15 protein-coding genes and 2 pseudogenes are annotated in these 20,074 nt (G+C 38.6%); 14 read left to right on the top strand and 3 right to left on the bottom strand.

Translation table 11 applies throughout. The features are described 5' to 3' along the window. The 7 genes and pseudogenes from HT699_RS09210 to HT699_RS12060 form a co-directional block, all read left to right on the top strand. Nucleotides 1-164 (top strand): annotated as a pseudogene (locus tag HT699_RS09210) (IS30 family transposase); the annotation flags it as partial. A gap of 50 nt (nucleotides 165-214) precedes the next feature. Continuing rightward, nucleotides 215-1,165: a 16S rRNA (cytosine(1402)-N(4))-methyltransferase RsmH gene (rsmH, locus tag HT699_RS09205; protein ID WP_138704394.1), complete on the top strand. Its 951-nt coding sequence runs from the start codon at nucleotides 215-217 to the stop codon at nucleotides 1,163-1,165. An 11-nt stretch (nucleotides 1,166-1,176) separates the two neighbouring features. Beyond that, the gene (ftsL, locus tag HT699_RS09200) at nucleotides 1,177-1,494 is read left to right on the top strand and encodes a cell division protein FtsL (protein ID WP_000840840.1); all 318 of its coding nucleotides are present in this window, start codon (nucleotides 1,177-1,179) and stop codon (nucleotides 1,492-1,494) included. 3 nt (nucleotides 1,495-1,497) lie between these two features. After that, nucleotides 1,498-3,750 (top strand): penicillin-binding protein 2X, encoded by a 2,253-nt coding sequence (gene pbp2X, locus HT699_RS09195; RefSeq protein ID WP_172934301.1) that lies wholly within the window; start codon nucleotides 1,498-1,500, stop codon nucleotides 3,748-3,750. Nucleotide 3,751: 1 nt separating this feature from the next. Then, nucleotides 3,752-4,732 (top strand): phospho-N-acetylmuramoyl-pentapeptide-transferase, encoded by a 981-nt coding sequence (gene mraY, locus HT699_RS09190; protein WP_050208669.1) that lies wholly within the window; start codon nucleotides 3,752-3,754, stop codon nucleotides 4,730-4,732. 338 nt (nucleotides 4,733-5,070) lie between these two features. Continuing rightward, nucleotides 5,071-7,176, top strand: a complete 2,106-nt coding sequence (locus tag HT699_RS09185) for an ATP-dependent Clp protease ATP-binding subunit (protein ID WP_172934300.1) — start codon at nucleotides 5,071-5,073, stop codon at nucleotides 7,174-7,176. 731 nt (nucleotides 7,177-7,907) lie between these two features. Further along, nucleotides 7,908-9,362: a hypothetical protein gene (locus tag HT699_RS12060; protein WP_345789797.1), complete on the top strand. Its 1,455-nt coding sequence runs from the start codon at nucleotides 7,908-7,910 to the stop codon at nucleotides 9,360-9,362. Nucleotides 9,363-9,550: 188 nt separating this feature from the next. On the opposite strand, the gene HT699_RS09175 is transcribed toward HT699_RS12060, so the two are convergent. Then, nucleotides 9,551-9,877 (bottom strand): helix-turn-helix transcriptional regulator, encoded by a 327-nt coding sequence (locus HT699_RS09175; protein ID WP_016399098.1) that lies wholly within the window; start codon nucleotides 9,875-9,877, stop codon nucleotides 9,551-9,553. A gap of 184 nt (nucleotides 9,878-10,061) precedes the next feature. Between HT699_RS09175 and HT699_RS09170 the strand changes: the two genes are divergently transcribed. The 5 genes from HT699_RS09170 to HT699_RS09150 all read left to right on the top strand — a co-directional run bounded on the left by HT699_RS09170 (nucleotide 10,062) and on the right by HT699_RS09150 (nucleotide 13,785). Beyond that, complete coding sequence (locus HT699_RS09170; RefSeq protein ID WP_172934299.1) at nucleotides 10,062-10,901, top strand: excalibur calcium-binding domain-containing protein; 840 nt, start codon at nucleotides 10,062-10,064, stop codon at nucleotides 10,899-10,901. Beyond that, nucleotides 10,894-11,331 carry a thiol-disulfide isomerase gene (locus HT699_RS09165; protein WP_172934298.1) on the top strand — a complete coding sequence of 146 codons (438 nt, stop codon included), beginning with the start codon at nucleotides 10,894-10,896 and terminating at the stop codon, nucleotides 11,329-11,331. Before HT699_RS09170 ends, HT699_RS09165 begins: the two co-directional genes overlap by 8 nt. Before the next feature lie 3 nt (nucleotides 11,332-11,334). Further along, entirely contained in the window at nucleotides 11,335-11,736 is a 402-nt protein-coding gene (locus HT699_RS11575) for a hypothetical protein (protein WP_050269440.1), read from the top strand. Between the two features lie 3 nt (nucleotides 11,737-11,739). Next, nucleotides 11,740-12,516, top strand: a complete 777-nt coding sequence (locus HT699_RS09155) for a hypothetical protein (RefSeq protein ID WP_050269441.1) — start codon at nucleotides 11,740-11,742, stop codon at nucleotides 12,514-12,516. 165 nt (nucleotides 12,517-12,681) lie between these two features. Beyond that, entirely contained in the window at nucleotides 12,682-13,785 is a 1,104-nt protein-coding gene (locus tag HT699_RS09150) for a DUF6287 domain-containing protein (protein ID WP_172934297.1), read from the top strand. Nucleotides 13,786-13,967: 182 nt separating this feature from the next. Here the strand turns inward: HT699_RS09150 and HT699_RS09145 are convergent, their stop codons facing one another. Both HT699_RS09145 and HT699_RS09140 read right to left on the bottom strand, forming a co-directional pair. Continuing rightward, entirely contained in the window at nucleotides 13,968-14,450 is a 483-nt protein-coding gene (locus tag HT699_RS09145; protein WP_000032562.1) for an S-ribosylhomocysteine lyase, read from the bottom strand. Between the two features lie 94 nt (nucleotides 14,451-14,544). Continuing rightward, the gene (locus HT699_RS09140; RefSeq protein ID WP_172934296.1) at nucleotides 14,545-16,029 is read right to left on the bottom strand and encodes a DUF1846 domain-containing protein; all 1,485 of its coding nucleotides are present in this window, start codon (nucleotides 16,027-16,029) and stop codon (nucleotides 14,545-14,547) included. A 152-nt stretch (nucleotides 16,030-16,181) separates the two neighbouring features. Here HT699_RS09140 and HT699_RS09135 point away from each other — a divergent pair, with 152 nt between their 5' ends. Next, nucleotides 16,182-17,789, top strand: coding sequence for an alpha-glucosidase (locus HT699_RS09135; RefSeq protein ID WP_172926407.1), 1,608 nt, complete (start codon nucleotides 16,182-16,184; stop codon nucleotides 17,787-17,789). Nucleotides 17,790-17,984: 195 nt separating this feature from the next. Continuing rightward, nucleotides 17,985-19,942 (top strand): annotated as a pseudogene (locus tag HT699_RS09130) (peptide ABC transporter substrate-binding protein). Nucleotides 19,943-20,074 lie beyond the last annotated feature (132 nt).

Genomic DNA, 20,074 nt, shown 5'->3' with positions numbered 1-20,074 from the left:
CTAATGAGAATCACAACAGCCTCATTCGGAGAACGACTCCCAAAGAAGTCGCATTCATCGAAAATTGGATTAATAACTATCCTAAAAAATGCTTGAACTACAAATCACCCAGAGAAGACTTCTTCATGGCTAACTTGAACTTGAAATTTGGCCTCCTTGTCTGATTTGTCTGACTAGTGCAAGCTGGTCGGATTTGTGGTAAAATAGATAAGATATGACAAAAGAATTTCATCATGTAACGGTCTTACTCCACGAAACGATTGATATGCTTGACGTAAAGCCCGACGGTATCTACGTTGATGCGACTTTGGGTGGAGCAGGCCATAGCGAGTATTTATTAAGTAAATTAAGTGAAAAAGGCCATCTCTATGCCTTTGACCAGGATCAGAATGCCATTGACAATGCGCAAAAACGCTTGGCACCCTACATTGAGAAGGGAATGGTGACCTTTATCAAGGATAACTTCCGTCATTTACAGGCACGTTTTCGTGAAGCTGGTGTTCAAGAAATTGATGGAATTTGTTATGACTTGGGAGTGTCTAGTCCTCAATTGGACCAGCGTGAGCGTGGTTTTTCTTATAAAAAGGATGCGCCACTGGACATGCGGATGAATCAGGAAGCTAGTCTGACAGCCTATGAAGTGGTGAATCACTATGACTATCATGACTTGGTTCGTATTTTCTTCAAGTATGGAGAGGACAAATTCTCTAAACAGATTGCCCGCAAGATTGAACAAGCGCGTGATCTGAAACCTATCGAGACTACGACTGAATTGGCAGAAATTATCAAGTCGGCCAAGCCTGCCAAGGAACTCAAGAAGAAGGGTCACCCTGCCAAGCAGATTTTCCAAGCTATTCGAATTGAAGTTAACGATGAGCTGGGGGCGGCAGATGAGTCCATCCAGCAGGCTATGGATATGTTGGCTCTGGATGGTAGAATCTCAGTGATTACCTTCCATTCGCTAGAAGATCGCTTGACCAAGCAGTTGTTTAAGGAAGCTTCAACAGTTGAAGTTCCCAAAGGCTTGCCTTTCATCCCAGATGATCTCAAGCCCAAGATGGAATTGGTATCCCGTAAGCCAATCTTGCCAAGTGCAGAAGAATTAGAAGCCAATAACCGCTCGCACTCAGCCAAGTTGCGCGTGGCCAGAAAAATTCACAAGTAAGAGGAAAAAAGATGGCAGAAAGAATGGAAAAAACAGGTCAAATACTACAGATGCAACTTAAACGGTTTTCGCGTGTGGAAAAAGCTTTTTACTTTTCCATTGCTGTAACCACTCTTATTGTAGCCATTAGTATTATTTTTATGCAGACCAAGCTCTTGCAAGTGCAGAATGATTTGACAAAAATCAATGCGCAGATAGAGGAAAAGAAGACCGAATTGGACGATGCCAAGCAAGAGGTCAATGAACTATTACGTGCAGAACGTTTGAAAGAAATTGCCAATTCACACGATTTGCAATTAAACAATGAAAATATTCGAATAGCGGAGTAAGATATGAAGTGGACAAAAAAAGTAATCCGTTATGCGACCAAAAATCGGAAATCGCCGGCTGAAAACAGACGCAGAGTTGGAAAAAGTCTGAGTTTATTATCTGTCTTTGTTTTTGCCGTTTTTTTAGTCAATTTTGCGGTCATTATTGGGACGGGCACTCGCTTTGGAACAGATTTAGCGAGGGAAGCTAAGAAGGTTCATCAAACCACCCGTACAGTTCCTGCCAAACGTGGGACTATTTATGACCGAAATGGAGTCCCTATTGCTGAGGATGCGACATCTTATAATGTCTATGCGGTTATTGATGAGAACTATAAGTCAGCAACGGGTAAGATTCTTTACGTAGAAAAAACACAATTTAACAAGGTTGCAGAGGTCTTTCATAAGTATCTGGACATGGAAGAATCTTATGTAAGAGAGCAACTCTCGCAACCTAATCTCAAGCAAGTTTCTTTTGGAGCAAAGGGAAATGGGATTACCTATGCCAATATGATGACTATCAAAAAAGAGTTGGAAACTGCAGAGGTCAAGGGGATTGATTTTACAACCAGTCCCAATCGTAGTTACCCAAACGGACAATTTGCTTCTAGTTTTATCGGATTAGCTCAGCTACATGAAAATGAAGATGGAAGCAAGAGCTTGCTGGGAACCTCTGGAATGGAGAGTTCCTTGAACAGTATTCTTGCAGGGACAGACGGCATTATTACCTATGAAAAGGATCGTCTGGGTAATATTGTACCTGGAACAGAACAAGTTTCCCAACAAACGGTAGATGGCAAGGATGTTTATACAACCATTTCCAGCCCTCTCCAGTCCTTTATGGAAACCCAGATGGATGCTTTTCAAGAGAAGGTAAAAGGAAAGTACATGACAGCGACTTTGGTCAGTGCTAAAACAGGGGAAATTCTGGCAACAACGCAACGACCAACCTTTGATGCCGATACTAAGGAAGGAATCACTAAGGACTTTGTCTGGCGTGATATTCTTTATCAAAGTAACTATGAGCCAGGTTCCACTATGAAAGTGATGATGTTGGCTGCTGCTATTGATAATAATACCTTTCCAGGAGGAGAAGTCTTTAATAGTAGTGAGTTAAAAATTGCAGATGCCACGATTCGAGATTGGGACGTTAATGAAGGATTGACTGGTGGCAGAATGATGACTTTTTCTCAAGGTTTTGCACACTCAAGTAACGTTGGGATGACCCTCCTTGAGCAAAAGATGGGAGATGCTACCTGGCTTGATTATCTTAATCGTTTTAAATTTGGTGTTCCGACCCGTTTCGGTTTGACGGATGAGTATGCTGGTCAGCTTCCTGCGGATAATATTGTCAACATTGCGCAAAGCTCATTTGGACAAGGGATTTCAGTGACCCAGACGCAAATGATTCGTGCCTTTACAGCTATTGCTAATGACGGTGTCATGCTGGAACCTAAATTTATTAGTGCCATTTATGATCCAAATGATCAAACTGCTCGGAAATCTCAAAAAGAAATTGTGGGAAATCCTGTTTCTAAAGATGCAGCTAGTCTAACTCGTACTAACATGGTTTTGGTAGGGACGGATGCGGTTTATGGAACCATGTATAACCACAGCACAGGCAAGCCAACTGTAACTGTTCCTGGGCAAAATGTAGCCCTCAAGTCTGGTACGGCTCAGATTGCTGACGAGAAAAATGGTGGTTATCTAGTTGGGTTAACCAACTATATTTTCTCGGCTGTATCGATGAATCCGGCTGAAAATCCTGATTTTATCTTGTATGTGACGGTCCAACAACCTGAACATTATTCAGGTATCCAGTTGGGAGAATTTGCCAATCCTATCTTGGAGCGGGCTTCAGCTATGAAAGACTCTCTCAATTTTCAAACAACAGCTAAAGCTTTGGAGCAAGTAAGTCAACAAAGTCCTTATCATATGCCTAGTGTCAAGGATATTTCACCTGGTGATTTAGCAGAAGAATTGCGTCGCAATCTTGTACAACCTATTGTTGTGGGAACAGGAACGAAGATTAAAAACAGTTCTGCTGAAGAAGGGAAGAATCTTGCCCCAAATCAGCAAGTCCTAATCTTATCTGATAAAGCAGAGGAGGTTCCAGATATGTATGGTTGGACAAAGGAGACTGCTGAGACCCTTGCTAAGTGGCTCAATATAGAACTTGAATTTCAAGGTTCGGGCTCTACTGTGCAGAAGCAAGATGTTCGTGCTAACACAGCTATCAAGGACATTAAAAAAATTACATTAACTTTAGGAGACTAATATGTTTATTTCCATCAGTGCTGGAATTGTGACATTTTTACTAACTTTAGTAGGAATTCCGGCCTTTATCCAATTTTATAGAAAGGCGCAAATTACAGGCCAGCAGATGCATGAGGATGTCAAACAGCATCAGGCAAAAGCTGGGACTCCTACAATGGGAGGTTTGGTTTTCTTGATTACTTCTGTTTTGGTTGCTTTCTTTTTCGCCCTATTTAGTAGCCAATTCAGCAATAATGTGGGAATGATTTTGTTCATCTTGGTCTTGTATGGCTTGGTCGGATTTTTAGATGACTTTCTCAAGGTCTTTCGTAAAATCAATGAGGGGCTTAATCCTAAGCAAAAATTAGCTCTTCAGCTTCTAGGTGGAGTTATCTTCTATCTTTTCTATGAGCGCGGTGGCGATATCCTGTCTGTCTTTGGTTATCCAGTTCATTTGGGATTTTTCTATATTTTCTTCGCTCTTTTCTGGCTAGTCGGTTTTTCAAATGCAGTCAACTTGACAGACGGTATTGACGGTCTAGCTAGTATTTCCGTTGTGATTAGTTTGTCTGCATATGGAGTTATTGCCTATGTGCAAGGTCAGATGGATATTCTTCTAGTGATTCTTGCCATGATTGGTGGTTTGCTCGGTTTCTTCATCTTTAACCATAAGCCTGCCAAGGTCTTTATGGGTGATGTGGGAAGTTTGGCCCTAGGTGGGATGCTGGCAGCTATCTCTATGGCTCTCCACCAAGAATGGACTCTCTTGATTATCGGAATTGTGTATGTTTTTGAAACAACTTCTGTTATGATGCAAGTCAGTTATTTCAAACTGACAGGTGGTAAACGTATTTTCCGTATGACGCCTGTACATCACCATTTTGAGCTTGGGGGATTGTCTGGTAAAGGAAATCCTTGGAGCGAGTGGAAGGTTGACTTCTTCTTTTGGGGAGTGGGACTTCTAGCAAGTCTTTTGACCCTAGCAATTTTGTATTTGGTATAAGAATAGCACCCTGATGTTTCAGGGTGTTTTTGCTTTTTAAAAAATATTGGTCAATTAAAGTCAAAACTCTTGACCTTTTCTGACCAATGTAGTATATTATGAACGTAAGGTAAATGAAAGCCTTACTAGAACACTTATTTAAAGTAAAATAGAAAGAGGTGGGTCTATGTTTCATCTAGAAATCTTCAGAAGTAAAGATAGTCTACTCCTGCTTGAAAAAGAAAAACCAGAAATAGTACGTAGGGTAGCGATCTAGCTAGTCTAAATTTTTTAAAACAATGGTCAAAGATAGTCAATATCAGTAATCATAACTTTGTAAACAAAAAGAGGTAAAGAATATGAATAACAACTTTAATAATTTTAATAACATGGATGATTTATTTAACCAATTGATGGGTGGTATGCGAGGATACAGTTCTGAAAATCGCCGTTACTTAATTAATGGGCGCGAAGTCACACCTGAGGAATTTGCTCACTATCGTACGACTGGTCAATTACCAGGAAATGCAGAAACTGATGTGCAAATGTCACAACAGGCATCAGGTATGAAACAAGACGGTGTCCTTGCAAAACTAGGTCGAAACTTGACAGCAGAAGCGCGTGAGGGCAAGTTGGATCCTGTTATCGGACGAAACAAGGAAATTCAAGAAACATCTGAAATCCTCTCACGCCGCACCAAGAACAATCCTGTTTTGGTCGGAGATGCAGGTGTTGGTAAGACAGCAGTTGTCGAAGGTCTAGCGCAAGCCATTGTGAACGGAGATGTTCCTGCTGCTATCAAGAACAAGGAAATTATTTCTATTGATATCTCAGGTCTTGAGGCTGGTACTCAATACCGTGGTAGCTTTGAAGAAAACGTTCAAAACTTAGTCAATGAAGTAAAAGAAGCGGGAAATATCATTCTCTTCTTTGATGAAATTCATCAAATTCTCGGTGCTGGTAGCACTGGTGGAGACAGTGGTTCTAAAGGGCTTGCGGATATTCTCAAGCCAGCTCTCTCTCGTGGAGAATTGACAGTGATTGGGGCAACGACTCAAGATGAATACCGTAACACCATCTTGAAGAATGCAGCTCTTGCTCGTCGTTTCAACGAAGTCAAGGTCAATGCTCCTTCAGCAGAGGATACATATAAAATCCTTCAAGGAATTCGTGATCTCTATCAACAACACCACAATGTCATCTTGCCAGATGAAGTCTTGAAAGCAGCAGTGGATTATTCTGTTCAGTATATTCCTCAACGTAGCTTGCCAGATAAGGCTATTGACCTTGTCGATGTTACGGCAGCTCACTTGGCAGCCCAACATCCTGTAACAGATGTGCATGCTGTTGAACGTGAAATTGAAGCGGAAAAAGACAAGCAAGAAAAAGCAGTTGAGGCAGAAGATTTTGAAGCAGCTCTAAACTATAAAACACGCATCGCAGAATTGGAAAAGAAAATCGAAAACCACACAGAAGATATGAAAGTGACTGCAAGTGTCAACGATGTGGCTGAATCTGTAGAACGAATGACCGGTATTCCAGTGTCTCAAATGGGAGCGTCAGACATTGAACGTTTGAAAGATATGGCTCATCGTCTGCAAGATAAGGTAATTGGCCAAGACAAGGCGGTAGAAGCGGTAGCTCGTGCTATCCGTCGTAACCGTGCTGGTTTTGATGAAGGTAACCGTCCAATCGGTAGCTTCCTCTTTGTAGGTCCTACTGGTGTTGGTAAGACTGAGTTGGCTAAACAATTGGCTCTAGATATGTTCGGAACGAAAGATGCTATCATCCGTTTGGACATGTCAGAATATAGCGACCGCACAGCCGTATCTAAATTGATTGGTACAACTGCAGGTTATGTTGGTTACGATGACAACAACAATACCTTGACAGAACGCGTCCGTCGCAATCCATACTCAATCGTCCTTCTCGACGAAATTGAAAAGGCTGACCCTCAAGTCATCACCCTTTTCCTTCAAGTTTTGGATGATGGTCGTTTGACAGATGGTCAAGGTAACACTGTCAACTTCAAGAATACGGTGATTATCGCAACTTCAAACGCAGGCTTTGGTTACGAAGCTAACTTGACAGAAGATGCTGATAAACCAGAATTGATGGATCGTTTGAAACCTTACTTCCGTCCAGAATTCCTTAACCGTTTCAATGCTGTCATCGAATTCTCACACTTGAGCAAAGAAGATCTTTCTAAGATTGTAGACCTTATGTTGGTTGAAGTTAACAAGACGCTTTCTAAGAAAGAGATCGATTTGGCAGTGAGCGAAGCTGCTAAAGAATACATGACTGAGGAAGGCTACGATGAAGTCATGGGTGTTCGTCCACTCCGTCGTGTGGTTGAACAACAAATCCGTGACAAAGTCACAGACTTCCACTTGGATAACCTTGATGCTAAACACCTAGAAGCTGACATGGAAGATGGTATTTTGTTCATTCGTGAAAAAGCCTAAGAGAAAATTTTGAGAATAAAGAGAAGAGACTGGATAAAAGATTTTGGATTTTATACTCAATAAAAACAAAATAAGAACTAGAGAGTGACTCCATTATAGAAATTTCAATTTTCGATAATATTGATAAATCCAGTAACAAATCTGAGGTGAGATATTGTCTATGTAGATTGATATTTGAATTTAGAAGAGTATTTGGAATTCTTTGTTATGAATTCTGAGAATAAATAGATAAAACAAAAAAGCGAATAAAACAGAATTCTGATTTTCAGAAAACTAGTTTATTCGTTTTTTTATTTACTCTTATCTATCTTGGCTTAATTCGAGTATTTCCATCACCTTATGAATAATCATCTTATGTTGTGAGTGTTTCTGAATCTTCAATAACAGTTCCATCATTTCTGTATCTTGTGGCACAGAATGTAGAATAACTCCCATAGCTTTAACCTCTGTGATAAGTCTCGCTATTTATCTTATAGGTTAAGGGGATATATTTTTATTTACTTTAGTTAAAAATAACTTTAAAAAATTAACTAAAGTATATTTGTTGTGGTATAATTAAGGTAGTGTTTAACAATGTTTTAAACATAAATATAAACAGGAGGCTTTTTATGAAAATATAGGTGATATTACTTGGTTTATGTTACAATTATCTACGATTTATATTTAAGTAATTGAGTCTAATTAACTTTCTTATTGCTTAAAGTGAATTATGAAATAAAGGAGTATTTAAAGTGAAAAAGAAAAACAAAATGATTACAGCTTTTATAGCACTATTTATAGTCTTTGCTGGTGTAGAGTCTGTGTCAGCAGAACATGTAATTAATAAAAGCGAGACTGAAAGAATTAGTAAACTAATAAATGGTCTTACAAAGTATCAAAAGGACTCTTATGATGAAGATTTTAAAAAGAAAAAAATTTCTCAAATAAATGGCGTATTTTACTGGGGTAAAAATGGAGAGCTTGCTTGGTATTATCCCTATAACGAAGAAGAGTTTATTTTAGACCCTTTCAACGTAGCTGAATATGAAAAAATACGTCGTTATTCTGTACCTTTTAATGCATCTTTAGACAGTATTGTATATGTTGCTGAAACGAACAGACTTAGAGGGTATGATAGTTTTGATAAAATCAAAAAAGAGTTTGATAAAGAAAAAGAGGAAAAAGCAAAAAAAAATAAAGCATACATAGAAAAACTTAAAGAAGAAAGAAGAAACTGGTCAGAAGAAAAAAAACAAAAAGAAGCTGAGTATAGAGACAAACTAATTGTAAACCCAAGATATGTAAATGATAAACATTTAAAATATGTGGGGGATGTTCTCAGAAATGATTTAGGAGTATTCTACTGGGGAGAAGCAGGAGAGCTTGCTTGGTATGATCCTGCAACAGGTAAAGTTGCAGACCCTGCTACAACCTTGGAAGGAACAACAATGGTTAGCAACATTACTAAATTGAATTTTGAAGCTGGAGATCAGAGATATGCTGACTATGTTGCAGAAATCAATAAGCGTAGAGGATATGACTCGCTTGAAAAAATTAAAGAGGGAATGAAGAAACCTAAGAGTTATACTACAGTTAAAGTTGAAGAAGTTCCTGCTAAAAAATCTGAAGAACCATTGAAAAAACAAGAGACTGAAGCTAGTGAAAAGAAAGCTGACACACAGAAAACAGAATCTAACGAAAAGAAAGTAGAAGCAAAACCTACTACACAGAAACAAGGTTGGGTACAAGAAAATGGTAAATGGTTCTACTATAATCAATCAAACAACAAGCAATCTGGATGGGTTCAAGTAAACGGTGCATGGTATTACCTAGCACAAGATGGAGAAATGAAGACAGGTTGGTTAAACCAAGGAGGCTCTTGGTACTATCTTACTGATTCAGGCTCTATGAAAACTGGGTGGCAAAAAGTCAATGGAACTTGGTATTATCTCAATGGCTCAGGAGCTATGCAAACAGGTTGGATTAATCAATCTGGTACATGGTACTACCTAAACAACTCAGGCTCTATGCAGACTGGATGGATTAGCCAAAGCGGAACTTGGTATTACCTCACTGACTCAGGGTCTATGAAGACAGGTTGGTATCAAGTTAACACTAAATGGTACTACTCTTATAGCACAGGAGTATTAGCAGTTAGCACAACAGTTGACGGTTATACTGTAAATGCTAATGGAGAATGGATTTAGTAACACGTTTTTTAAGGTAATAGATAAGCACTGGATACTCAGATTCAGTGCTTTCTTTTTTCTTTTTATTTTTTAATCGACTTCTTCAATAAAGAAAAATAATTCTCATTCCTTATCTAAATAACGTAACCGTCTACGATTAGATAGATTTAGTATAAATTACACTTTAGGTTCTTTTTAATTTATCACTAGCTATCTTGGCTTAATTCAAGTATTTCCATTACCTTATGAACAATCATCCTATGCTGTGGGTGTTTCTGAATCTTCAATAACAGTTCCATCATTTCTGTATCTTGTGGCACAGAATAAGGTAAGAAAAAATCACTCAATGAAACTTCTAAAGCATCAACAATCTTCACAAAAGTTTCCAAAGAGATATTTCTGTGATTATTCTCTATCTGACTGATATAAGGAACGCTTAGATTTGTTCTTTCTGCTAATTCTTGCTGTGTAATCTTCTTTGAAACTCGTAAGTCTCGTATCTGATTACTTATATTTTCTAATATATCATCCATTCCTTCACCCTCTATGTTAAATCTACTATCTATCTTATAGATTAAACAATCAGGTTTACATTCTCTATAATTTAATATTTGTTAAAAACATATTCTATTGTTAAAGTTTATGTGATATAATTATAACTATTAGGAAATATTTCTTTTATTTCATTAAATAAAGTTAAACATCAGGAGGTTATATATGCTTAAAAAGCTTAAGGAATTGAGCAAAGAACAAAAGATTATAGGTAGTATTGTACTATTGCTTATCCTCATTTTGTTCTTCACACTATTAACTAGCGGTAGCACTAAACACTCACAAATTCAAACTAAGGCTAATGATTCTGTCAAACAATCTTCACAAGTTAAACAGTCTAGTTCTTCTTCCTCTACTTCATCATCTAGTAGTGAAACTAGCTCTAAAATAGAGAAATGGTCTCCAACTGGACATATAGCTGTAGATGCTTATCTGAATACACCACAAATTAAAATCATACTGCGAGCCAAAGCACTGAGAGAGGTAGCACACAAACTCTCTAACACAGATAAACTCTACGAAGTTGAAGCTGAGGTAATTGGAATTGAAGAAAAAGATGAATACCGTGAGTACAACATAACAGGTAAGAAGCTTCTTATCCGTACACCTGAATCACTAGCTGTGAAAATGAATGAACTTATGGTCTATACAGGAAATACAGTATCTATAGAAAAATATGATTCAATCGGTAAAGGATCTTTAGTAATCAGTGAAGTGAGAAAAACAGAAAAAGCACAAGAAGAGGAAAAAGCAAGTATTGAAGCCTCCAAATCAAAAGAGGAAGAAAGGAAAGCATCTTCACGAGCAAAAGAGCAAGAACAAGCTTCATCTCACACTACAACTACTCCTACACAATCGTCTACACCTGCTCCACAATCAAATTTAAGACCGTTCAAAAACTGTAAGGAAGCACGAAAAGCAGGACGTGTAAACATACCTGCTAGTGCCCCACAATATGGTCCATGGCTAGATAGAGACAAAGACGGATACGGATGTGATGAATAGTAAAAAGGTTCTTATTCTACTGTCACTACTACTTATTATAATCGTCACATTCACAGCATACTTAACCACTCTGCCACAGACAGACTACCAGATAGCTATAAACAGACTCCAAAAGATAAGTTTAGAGGCTGTAGAACAGAAAATACAACATCAAGAAAGCTTTTATCTATACACAGGGAGAGAAAGTTGTCCATACTGTCAAGAATTTGCTCCAAAGCTTGCGGAAGCAGTAGATAAAACTGAGATAACTGTGTATTACTTGGATAGTGAGCATATAGATAAGACTAGTTGGAATAACTTCAAAACAACTGTAGGATTCAAAACAATCCCCAATCTCACTTACTTCACAAATGGTACAGTATACGACATATTACCGAAAGCAAGTCAAGCTATTGTTGAAGTGGTTGAATCATTTATAAGAAAGGAATAAATAATGAATACATACAAAATACTTAAGGACAATATTGAAACGATATATCTAGGTAAGGCTGATGGTAGTCTCCTAGAGATAGAAAGAAAATACTTTGATTTCCTCCCAGAGGTTGGAGAAGAGGTGGAAGTCTTTGGTACTGATGGAAACTACATCATTACTAGGAAACTTACAACAAATTCAAATAATCCAAATAATACTAAAACGTTGAAAATATGGGGATGGATTTGCACAGCAACTTCTCTACTATTTCTCCCTTTTATTTTTGGAGTAATAGGTATTGTTTTAGGATATCTCATCAGAAGCAGAGGTGATAAAGAACAAGGAACTGTTATAATGATTTGTGCAACTGGTGCTATGATTTTTGGAATGTGGTTAGGAGCCATTGTATGGGGGAGTATATAAATAATGAATAAAGGAAAAATTATTAAAATAATTGAAGATACTGCTTACATAGGTTATGAAGATGGAAGTTTAAAGGAAATTGCCATTAAATCTTGTGACTTTGAACCTACAATAGGGGATTATGTAGAGGTTTATGGTGATATTGTTATAAGGGTTGAAGATAGTAAGGAAAGTACCCCAGTAAAAAAGCATAAATCTAGAAAAAGTAAGATAAAACCTATTTTAATAGCTCTTGTAGTTATTGTTTTGTCAGTTAGTGCATATTTTATAATGAATCAAATAACTACATCACAGAATACCTCTAGTTCTTCTAAGTCCTCTACGTCTTCATCTAAGAGTAGTTCTAGCTCTTCATCTCAAGAAAGTAGCTCTAGTTCTACAAAATCTTCGATATCAGGACTTGTTCCTAAGTCTTTATTAACAATCGACGATGAAGAAAGGATGGATAAGCAGAAATATACCTCGTCATTTGACTATGATAAATGGATTCATGATGAATTACCTCGCTATATGAAAATACGAGTTAGTGGGGAAGTTGTACAAGTAAAAGATTCAGAGGATAAAGGTACTGTAATACAAATTGTTTCAAATGAATTAGGTTCAGGATATGGGGAACCTATTGCTGTTTTTATTCCGAACGGTTACTTATCAAGAGTCATAGTAGAAGGTGATAAATTAGTGTTGTATGGAATAACTTATGGAGTTCTGCAGACTACAACAGATAATTCTGTAATACTACGACCATTTCTGATTGCTTATTTGTATGAAAGAGATAAATAGGAGAGTTTATGAATACAATAAGAAAGTCATAGCCGAAGATGACAATATAACATTGTACGGACTAGTAAAAGGAAGACAAAGTTATGAAACGGTCTTTAAAACCACAAAAGCCCTACCTCTCATGGTTCTCTCATGGATGCCTATATGTACGAAAACTAATACTACATGAAAAATAAAAGACATAACCAAATTATTCACGTTTCAGATACACATGTTATCATTCGACTCCACACAAATGATACTCTAAATATTCCTATCAATGAGTTAACTTTTCATCCTAAAGTAAACGATATTGTTGAAGTCTATCAAAATCAGAATCACGTAGTAGTTTGTCCTCTACCACAGAGCAACAAGCTTTGGATTCTTATATCCTCAATTACACTTCTACTTCTTACCATTATAGGAGCGACTTTTTTATTCTTTAGACATCTAAATGAAAATATAGAAACAGTAGTTAACCACTCTTCACAACAAATCCCATCTACTACTTCTAGTTCCTCTACATCATCCAGTTCTTCATCCAGCACATCTACCACAAGCTCTAGCTCAACTGAAGATAGTATAATAGATACGACAGCCGAAGAGCTTCTAGACATGGAGAATGATGGTAGATTAAAGACTGGTCAGCTATACCGCTTCACAGCAGAACTAACACGCCAAAAGTTTTGGGAAGCATACGTAGGATACTTTAAAGTTCTGGATACATACCATACTATTTGGGTAAAAGCTAGTAATGCTCCTATGACTGGTGTACAAGTACAAATTAAGAAATCTATGATTGAGGGATGGCAAGAAGGAGCGACCGTTACTTTCACAGTCAAAATTATGGAAGACTCTGAAAAGTTTCAATTCTGGGTTGCTACTGATGCCACACTTATCACGACTCCCACAGAAGAAAATCACACAGAAAATACAACACAAGAAATTGATACACAGGCTATTCTACACGGAGACTACTCAAGTATAGCTGGCACTTGGAGGAATGAATTAGGACATGAAATAGTGTTTAATAAGAACGGGTTAATAAAAGGAGGACAGATAGCTCAGTCAGGCATGGGAAGCGATGGACACATAGGTTTTAGTGTTAGCTCAGGACCTATAGGAGCTGCAATGGGAATATATCCCCCTGGAACAAGTATACCTATGAAACGATTTGAAAATAATCAAATGGTATCAATCGAAGACCCAACTGATAAAAGTAAAACTAGAATTATCATTACTCAAACACATCCATCTGATGAAAAAGCTGTCTACTATAAAACAGATTAAATCAAAATTAACCTTGATTGAAAATAATGGCATAAAAGAGGATTAGATGAAGCGGTTTAGATTTGTTTAGTTCCTATTTAGAAAATCTTCCCACAATAAAACGCATAATAACAAGTTTTTTAATACTTGATACTATGCGTTTTTCTGGTTTTAAAGCCTTTTTTCCAGCATCTTTTTTACGTTTAAATCACATGACGCTCAAAGGCATCATCTGAAATCCCTTGTTCCAAGATGAGTTTTGCCCATTCTTTAGCAGAAAAGAGGCTGTGATCCTTGTAGTTACCGCAAGATTCGATGGTTGTTCCAGGGACATCTTCCCAAGTAGTAGTCTCAGCGATTTCCTTGAGCGAATCCTTGATAACTGCTGCAATTTCAGCGCTGGTATGGCGCCCCCACATAATCATGTGGAAACCAGTGCGGCAACCAAATGGTGAGCAGTCAATCATACCGTCAATGCGAGTACGGATGAGTTTTGCCAAGAGGTGCTCGATAGTGTGAAGGCCAGCAGTAGGAATCGAGTCTTCATTTGGCTGTACCAAGCGAATATCATAATTGGAGATGACATCTCCCTTTGGTCCTGTTTCTTCCCCAATCAAGCGAACATAGGGTGCTTTAACAATAGTGTGGTCAAGTTCAAAACTTTCAACAATAACTTCTTTTGACATGGTAAATCCTTTCAGTTTTCTTCCTTCATTATAACATAAAGCTGGCTCCTGAGACAGAGAGAAAACCTCTCCGAGGGTGGAGAGGTTCAAATCGTTACTTACGATACAAGCGGTCGTATTGGTAGTAAGGGTCAAAGGTTACATTGATACCCAGTTTACGAAGGACATTCTTGTCTTCATCAGTCAAGATGATGGTTGAGTGGGCTTCGCTTCCTTTGAGGTTGCCAAGTTCTTCCATAGCACGAGCAGCATCAGGATTTTCTGTAGCTGTGATAGCAAGTGCAATCAGTATTTCATTTGAATGAAGGCGTGGATTGCGGCTACCGAGATGATCGATTTTAAGACCTTGGATTGGCTTAACAACTTCAGGTTCGATTAGTTTTACTTCTTTAGCGATGTCAGCTGATTTCTTGATAGCGTTGATAAGAGCAGCTGCTGTAGGGCCAAAGAGTTCTGAGTTCTTACCTGTGACGATTTCCCCATTTGGCAATTCAAGGGCTAGGGCTGGTCCGCCAGTTTCTTCTGCTTTTTGACGGGCAACGACAGCAACCTTACGGTCTGCAGGTGTGATACCGAGGTCGTTCATAAGCAACTCGATTTTCTTGACAGCTGCTTGGCTAACTTTTTCGGCTTTGAAATCAAGAACAGTCTGATAGTAGCGACGAATGATTTCTTGTTTAGAAGCTTCGATAGCAGCCTCATTATCTGTAATAGCGAAACCAACCATGTTGACACCCATATCTGTCGGAGAAGCGTATGGAGATTTACCAAGAATACGTTCAAGCATACGCTTAAGCACTGGGAAAATCTCGATATCACGGTTATAGTTGACAGTGGTTTCTCCGTAGGTTTGGAGATGGAAGGGGTCAATCATGTTGACATCATCAAGGTCAGCTGTGGCAGCCTCGTAGGCCAAGTTGACTGGGTGATGAAGGGGAAGATTCCAAACTGGGAAGGTTTCAAATTTAGCGTAGCCAGATTTGATACCATTGATTTGGTCGTGGTACATATTGGACATACAGGTTGCCAATTTTCCAGAACCAGGTCCAGGAGCGGTTACGACAATCAAGTTTCGACTGGTTTTGATGTAGTCATTTTTCCCCATACCTTCTGGAGAAATGATGTGATCCATATCCGTCGGATATCCTTTGATTGGATAATGAAGATAAGAGTCAATTCCGTTTTTCTCAAGTTGGTTGCGGAAGGCATCTGCAGCAGGTTGGCCAGCGTACTGTGTGATGACCACTGAGCCAACGAAAATCCCTAATTCATTGAATTTGTCAATCAAACGGAGAACTTCTTGGTCATAAGAAATGCCCAAGTCACCACGTGCTTTAGAATGTTCGATGTTGCTCGCATTAATGGCAATCACAACCTCAACCTGCTCTTTCAATTCTTGCAAGAGCTTGATTTTGTTGTCAGGCTCATAACCAGGAAGGACACGAGCAGCGTGGAAATCTTCTAACATTTTGCCGCCAAACTCCAAGTAGAGCTTGCCGTCAAATTGGTTAATGCGCTCCAAAATGTGGTCGCGCTGTAGATTCAAATATTGTTCAGAATTAAAAGCTTGTTTTTTCATTTTTTTACCTCTGACCTCTATTATAATAAAAAATTGGAAGTTAGGAAACTATGGAGTTAAAAAAGGAATCAAAAAGATTAGGCGAACGCTTGCATAAAAATCTGAAAAGCGCTATCATAGACTATAGATTATTAAAATAATGAGGTAAGAAGATGCAAGAAAAATGGTGGCACAATGCCGTAGTTTATCAAGTTTATCCAAAGAGTTTCATGGACAGCAACGGAGATGGAATTGGCGATTTGCCAGGAATTACCAGTAAGTTAGACTATCTAGCCAAGCTAGGGATTACAGCGATTTGGCTTTCTCCCGTTTATGACAGCCCTATGGATGATAATGGCTACGATATTGCTGATTATCAAGCGATTGCAGCTATTTTCGGAACCATGGAGGATATGGACCAACTAATCGAGGAAGCTAAGAAGCGTGATATTCGTATCATCATGGACTTGGTGGTCAATCATACCTCAGATGAACATGCATGGTTTGTCGAGGCCTGTGAAAATCCTGACAGCCCTGAGCGAGACTACTATGTCTGGCGGGATGAACCCAACGACCTAGATTCTATCTTTAGCGGATCTGCTTGGGAATACGATGAAAAGTCAGGTCAATACTATCTCCACTTTTTCAGTAAGAAACAGCCTGATCTCAATTGGGAAAATGAAAAACTTCGCCAGAAAATTTATGAGATGATGAACTTCTGGATTGATAAAGGCATTGGCGGTTTCCGTATGGATGTTATTGACATGATTGGGAAAATTCCTGACGAGAAAGTAGTCAATAATGGTCCGATGCTCCATCCCTATCTCAAGGAGATGAATCAGGCTACCTTTGGAGATAAGAATCTCTTAACAGTAGGGGAGACTTGGGGAGCAACGCCAGAGATTGCCAAGCTCTACTCTGATCCAAAGGGGCAAGAATTGTCTATGGTCTTCCAGTTTGAACATATCGGTCTTCAGTATCAGGAAGGTCAGCCTAAATGGCACTATCAAAAAGAACTGAATATTGCTAAATTAAAAGAGATTTTCAACAAATGGCAGACAGAATTAGGAGTTGAGGATGGCTGGAATTCCCTCTTCTGGAATAATCATGACCTCCCTCGTATCGTCTCAATCTGGGGAAATGACCAAGAATACCGCAAAAAATCTGCCAAAGCCTTTGCTATCTTGCTTCATCTCATGAGAGGAACTCCTTATATCTACCAAGGTGAGGAGATTGGGATGACCAACTATCCGTTTGAAACGCTGGACCAAGTAGAAGATATTGAATCCCTTAACTATGCGCGTGAGGCTCTTGAAAAAGGTGTTCCGATGGAAGAAATCATGGACAGTATCCGTGTCATTGGACGTGACAATGCCCGTACTCCAATGCAATGGGACGAAAGCAAAAACGCTGGTTTCTCAACAGGTCAACCTTGGTTAGCAGTGAATCCAAACTATCAAGCAATCAACGTTCAAGAAGCGCTGGCAAATCCAGATTCTATTTTCTATACTTATCAAAAACTGGTTCAAATCCGTAAGGAAAACAGCTGGCTGATTCGAGCTGACTTTGAATTGCTTGATACGGCTGATAAGGTCTTTGCCTATATCCGTAAAGATGGGGACCATCGTTTCCTAGTTGTGGCTAACTTGTCCAATGAAAAACAAGACTTGGCAGTAGAAGGAACAGTTAAATCTGTCTTGATTGAAAACACCCTAGCTCAAGAAGTCTTTGAAAAACAAATCTTAGCTCCATGGGATGCTTTCTGTGTGGAATTACTATAAACATTATTTACAGAAAAATTTAAAATTGAAATCGCATAAAAACAAGGGAGTACTGTATGAAAGGCAGAAATCCTTTGTTTTTTTATAACCAAGGTTTATAAACTTTCATTCTCGAAATTCAATTAACTTTACAAATTCCCACTATTTTGGTAAAATAAACATATGTTATAAAAACTAACATAAAGGAGAAAGAAGATGACTACAAAAAAGCGTGTCCTTAGTGCAGGCCTGACTTTTGCATTTGCCTTGCTTTTAGCTGCTTGCGGACAATCAGGTTCAGATACAAAAACTTACTCATCAACCTTTAGTGGAAATCCAACTGCATTTAACTACTTGTTAGACTACTACGCTGATAATACAGCCATCATTACCAACCTAGTTGATGGTTTGCTTGAAAATGACAATTACGGAAATCTAGTTCCGTCTTTAGCAGAGGACTGGTCTGTTTCAAGCGGCGGTCTGACTTATACTTACAAATTGAGAAAAGTGCCAAATGGTTCACGGCTGACGGTGAAGAGTACGCCCCAGTTAAGGCACAAGATTTTGTGACAGGTATCAAGTACGCAGTGGATAATAAATCACAGGCCATTGACTTGATTCAAAACTCGATTAAGGGCTTGACTGATTATATTACAGGAGCGGATTCTGACTTTTCTAAGGTTGGGGTGAAGGCCATTGACGACCAGACTGTTGAGTATACTTTGTCACGGCCAGAACCTTACTGGAACTCAAAAACAACCAACAGTATTCTTTTCCCAGTAAACGAAGAGTTTTTAAACTCAAAAGGGAAAGATTTTGGTACCCTATCTCCAGATAGTATTCTCTACAGTGGACCTTATTTGTTAAAAGATTTCACATCAAAATCATCAATCGAGTATGTGAAAAATCCGCATTACTATGATCATGACAAAGTATCAATTGAACATGTGAAATTGGCCGATTTTGATGGTTCAGACCAAGAATTGACCATCCGTAACTTTGAAAGTGGAGCTTATTCTATCGCTGGGGTTTATCCAAATAGTTCTAACTTTGCTAAGACCAAGGAGAAATATAAGGATAATATCGTCTATAGCTTGCAGGACAAGACTTCTTGGTATTTCAATTTCAACGTTAACCGTAAGGCCTACAATCACACTGCTAAAACGACAGATGAGCAGAAGAAGTCAACTGAGACAGCTGTTTTGAACAAGAACTTCCGCCAAGCGGTGAACTTTGCCTTGGACCGCACAGCCTATTCTGCTCAGTCAAATGGGGAAGAAGCAGCTAGCAAGACCCTTCGGAACACCCTAGTGCCTCCTACATTTGTCCAAGTTGGAGACAAGACCTTTGGAGAAGTAGTTGCTTCTAAATTGGTCAACTATGGAACAGAGTGGGCAGGTATAAACTTAGCAGATGCTCAGGATGCCTATTTTAACAAAGAAAAGGCTCAAGCAAAATTTGCGGAAGCTAAAAAAGAATTGGCAAGTCAAGGTGTGACTTTCCCTATTCACTTGGATGTGGCTGTTGATCAGACAAGTAAAAATGCTGTGACAGGCATGAACTCAGTTAAGCAGACCCTTGAGTCAGTTTTGGGTGCTGATAACATTGTCATCGACGTTCAGCAACTTTCAACAGATGATTTTAATAACGTAGCCTTCTTAGCGCCAACAGCAGCTGATCGTGACTATGATTTGAACTTTGATGGTTGGGTGGGTGATTATCAGGATCCATCAACTTATCTCAATCCTTTCAATGCAGAGGATGGCTTCTATCTCAAGATTTTTGGACTAGATGCTCAAGAAGATAAAGCTAAGATTGCTAGCTTGGGGCTTGATACTTACACCAAGATGCTCAAAGATGCAGATCGTGAAAATAAAGATGTAGCCAAACACTATGAGAAATATGCTGAAGCACAGGCTTGGATGATTGACAATTCTCTGATTATGTCAGCTATGTCAAATGGTGGCACAGCATCTGTAACCAAAGTAACGCCATTTACAAGAGGCTATTCATTGGTTGGTATCAAGGGTGATGGCAATAACTACAAGTACATGAAACTGCAAAAAGATACGGTGACAACCAAACAGTTTGAAGAAGCTAAGACCAAATGGGAGCAAGAAAGCAAAAAAGCAATCGAAAAAGCCCAAAAAGAAGCAGAAAAACATGTTAAATAGTTAGAAATAGCCTTTTCAAGGAAAATCATAAAGACAAACATCAGTTTTGGTGCTTGTCTTTTTAAATCACTCGGCTATTGAAAACTGAGAAATGATTTGTTTTGTGCTAAACCCCCGACTTTATCACTTAAT

This window comes from Streptococcus sp. 1055 (genome assembly GCF_013276815.1).
In the GTDB taxonomy this organism is placed as follows: Bacteria; Bacillota; Bacilli; order Lactobacillales; family Streptococcaceae; genus Streptococcus; species Streptococcus pseudopneumoniae.
Note: the sequence above shows the minus strand (reverse complement) of the source record. Positions and strands in the feature narration are given on the sequence as shown.

Coding starts and splice junctions, on each gene's coding strand:
- rsmH (WP_138704394.1), top strand. CDS start 215: ATGACAAAAGAATTTCATCATGTAACGGTCTTACTCCACGAAACGATT.
- ftsL (WP_000840840.1), top strand. CDS start 1,177: ATGGCAGAAAGAATGGAAAAAACAGGTCAAATACTACAGATGCAACTT.
- pbp2X (WP_172934301.1), top strand. CDS start 1,498: ATGAAGTGGACAAAAAAAGTAATCCGTTATGCGACCAAAAATCGGAAA.
- mraY (WP_050208669.1), top strand. CDS start 3,752: ATGTTTATTTCCATCAGTGCTGGAATTGTGACATTTTTACTAACTTTA.
- HT699_RS09185 (WP_172934300.1), top strand. CDS start 5,071: ATGAATAACAACTTTAATAATTTTAATAACATGGATGATTTATTTAAC.
- HT699_RS09175 (WP_016399098.1), bottom strand. CDS start 9,877: ATGGATGATATATTAGAAAATATAAGTAATCAGATACGAGACTTACGA.
- HT699_RS09170 (WP_172934299.1), top strand. CDS start 10,062: ATGCTTAAAAAGCTTAAGGAATTGAGCAAAGAACAAAAGATTATAGGT.
- HT699_RS09165 (WP_172934298.1), top strand. CDS start 10,894: ATGAATAGTAAAAAGGTTCTTATTCTACTGTCACTACTACTTATTATA.
- HT699_RS11575 (WP_050269440.1), top strand. CDS start 11,335: ATGAATACATACAAAATACTTAAGGACAATATTGAAACGATATATCTA.
- HT699_RS09155 (WP_050269441.1), top strand. CDS start 11,740: ATGAATAAAGGAAAAATTATTAAAATAATTGAAGATACTGCTTACATA.
- HT699_RS09150 (WP_172934297.1), top strand. CDS start 12,682: ATGAAAAATAAAAGACATAACCAAATTATTCACGTTTCAGATACACAT.
- HT699_RS09145 (WP_000032562.1), bottom strand. CDS start 14,450: ATGTCAAAAGAAGTTATTGTTGAAAGTTTTGAACTTGACCACACTATT.
- HT699_RS09140 (WP_172934296.1), bottom strand. CDS start 16,029: ATGAAAAAACAAGCTTTTAATTCTGAACAATATTTGAATCTACAGCGC.
- HT699_RS09135 (WP_172926407.1), top strand. CDS start 16,182: ATGCAAGAAAAATGGTGGCACAATGCCGTAGTTTATCAAGTTTATCCA.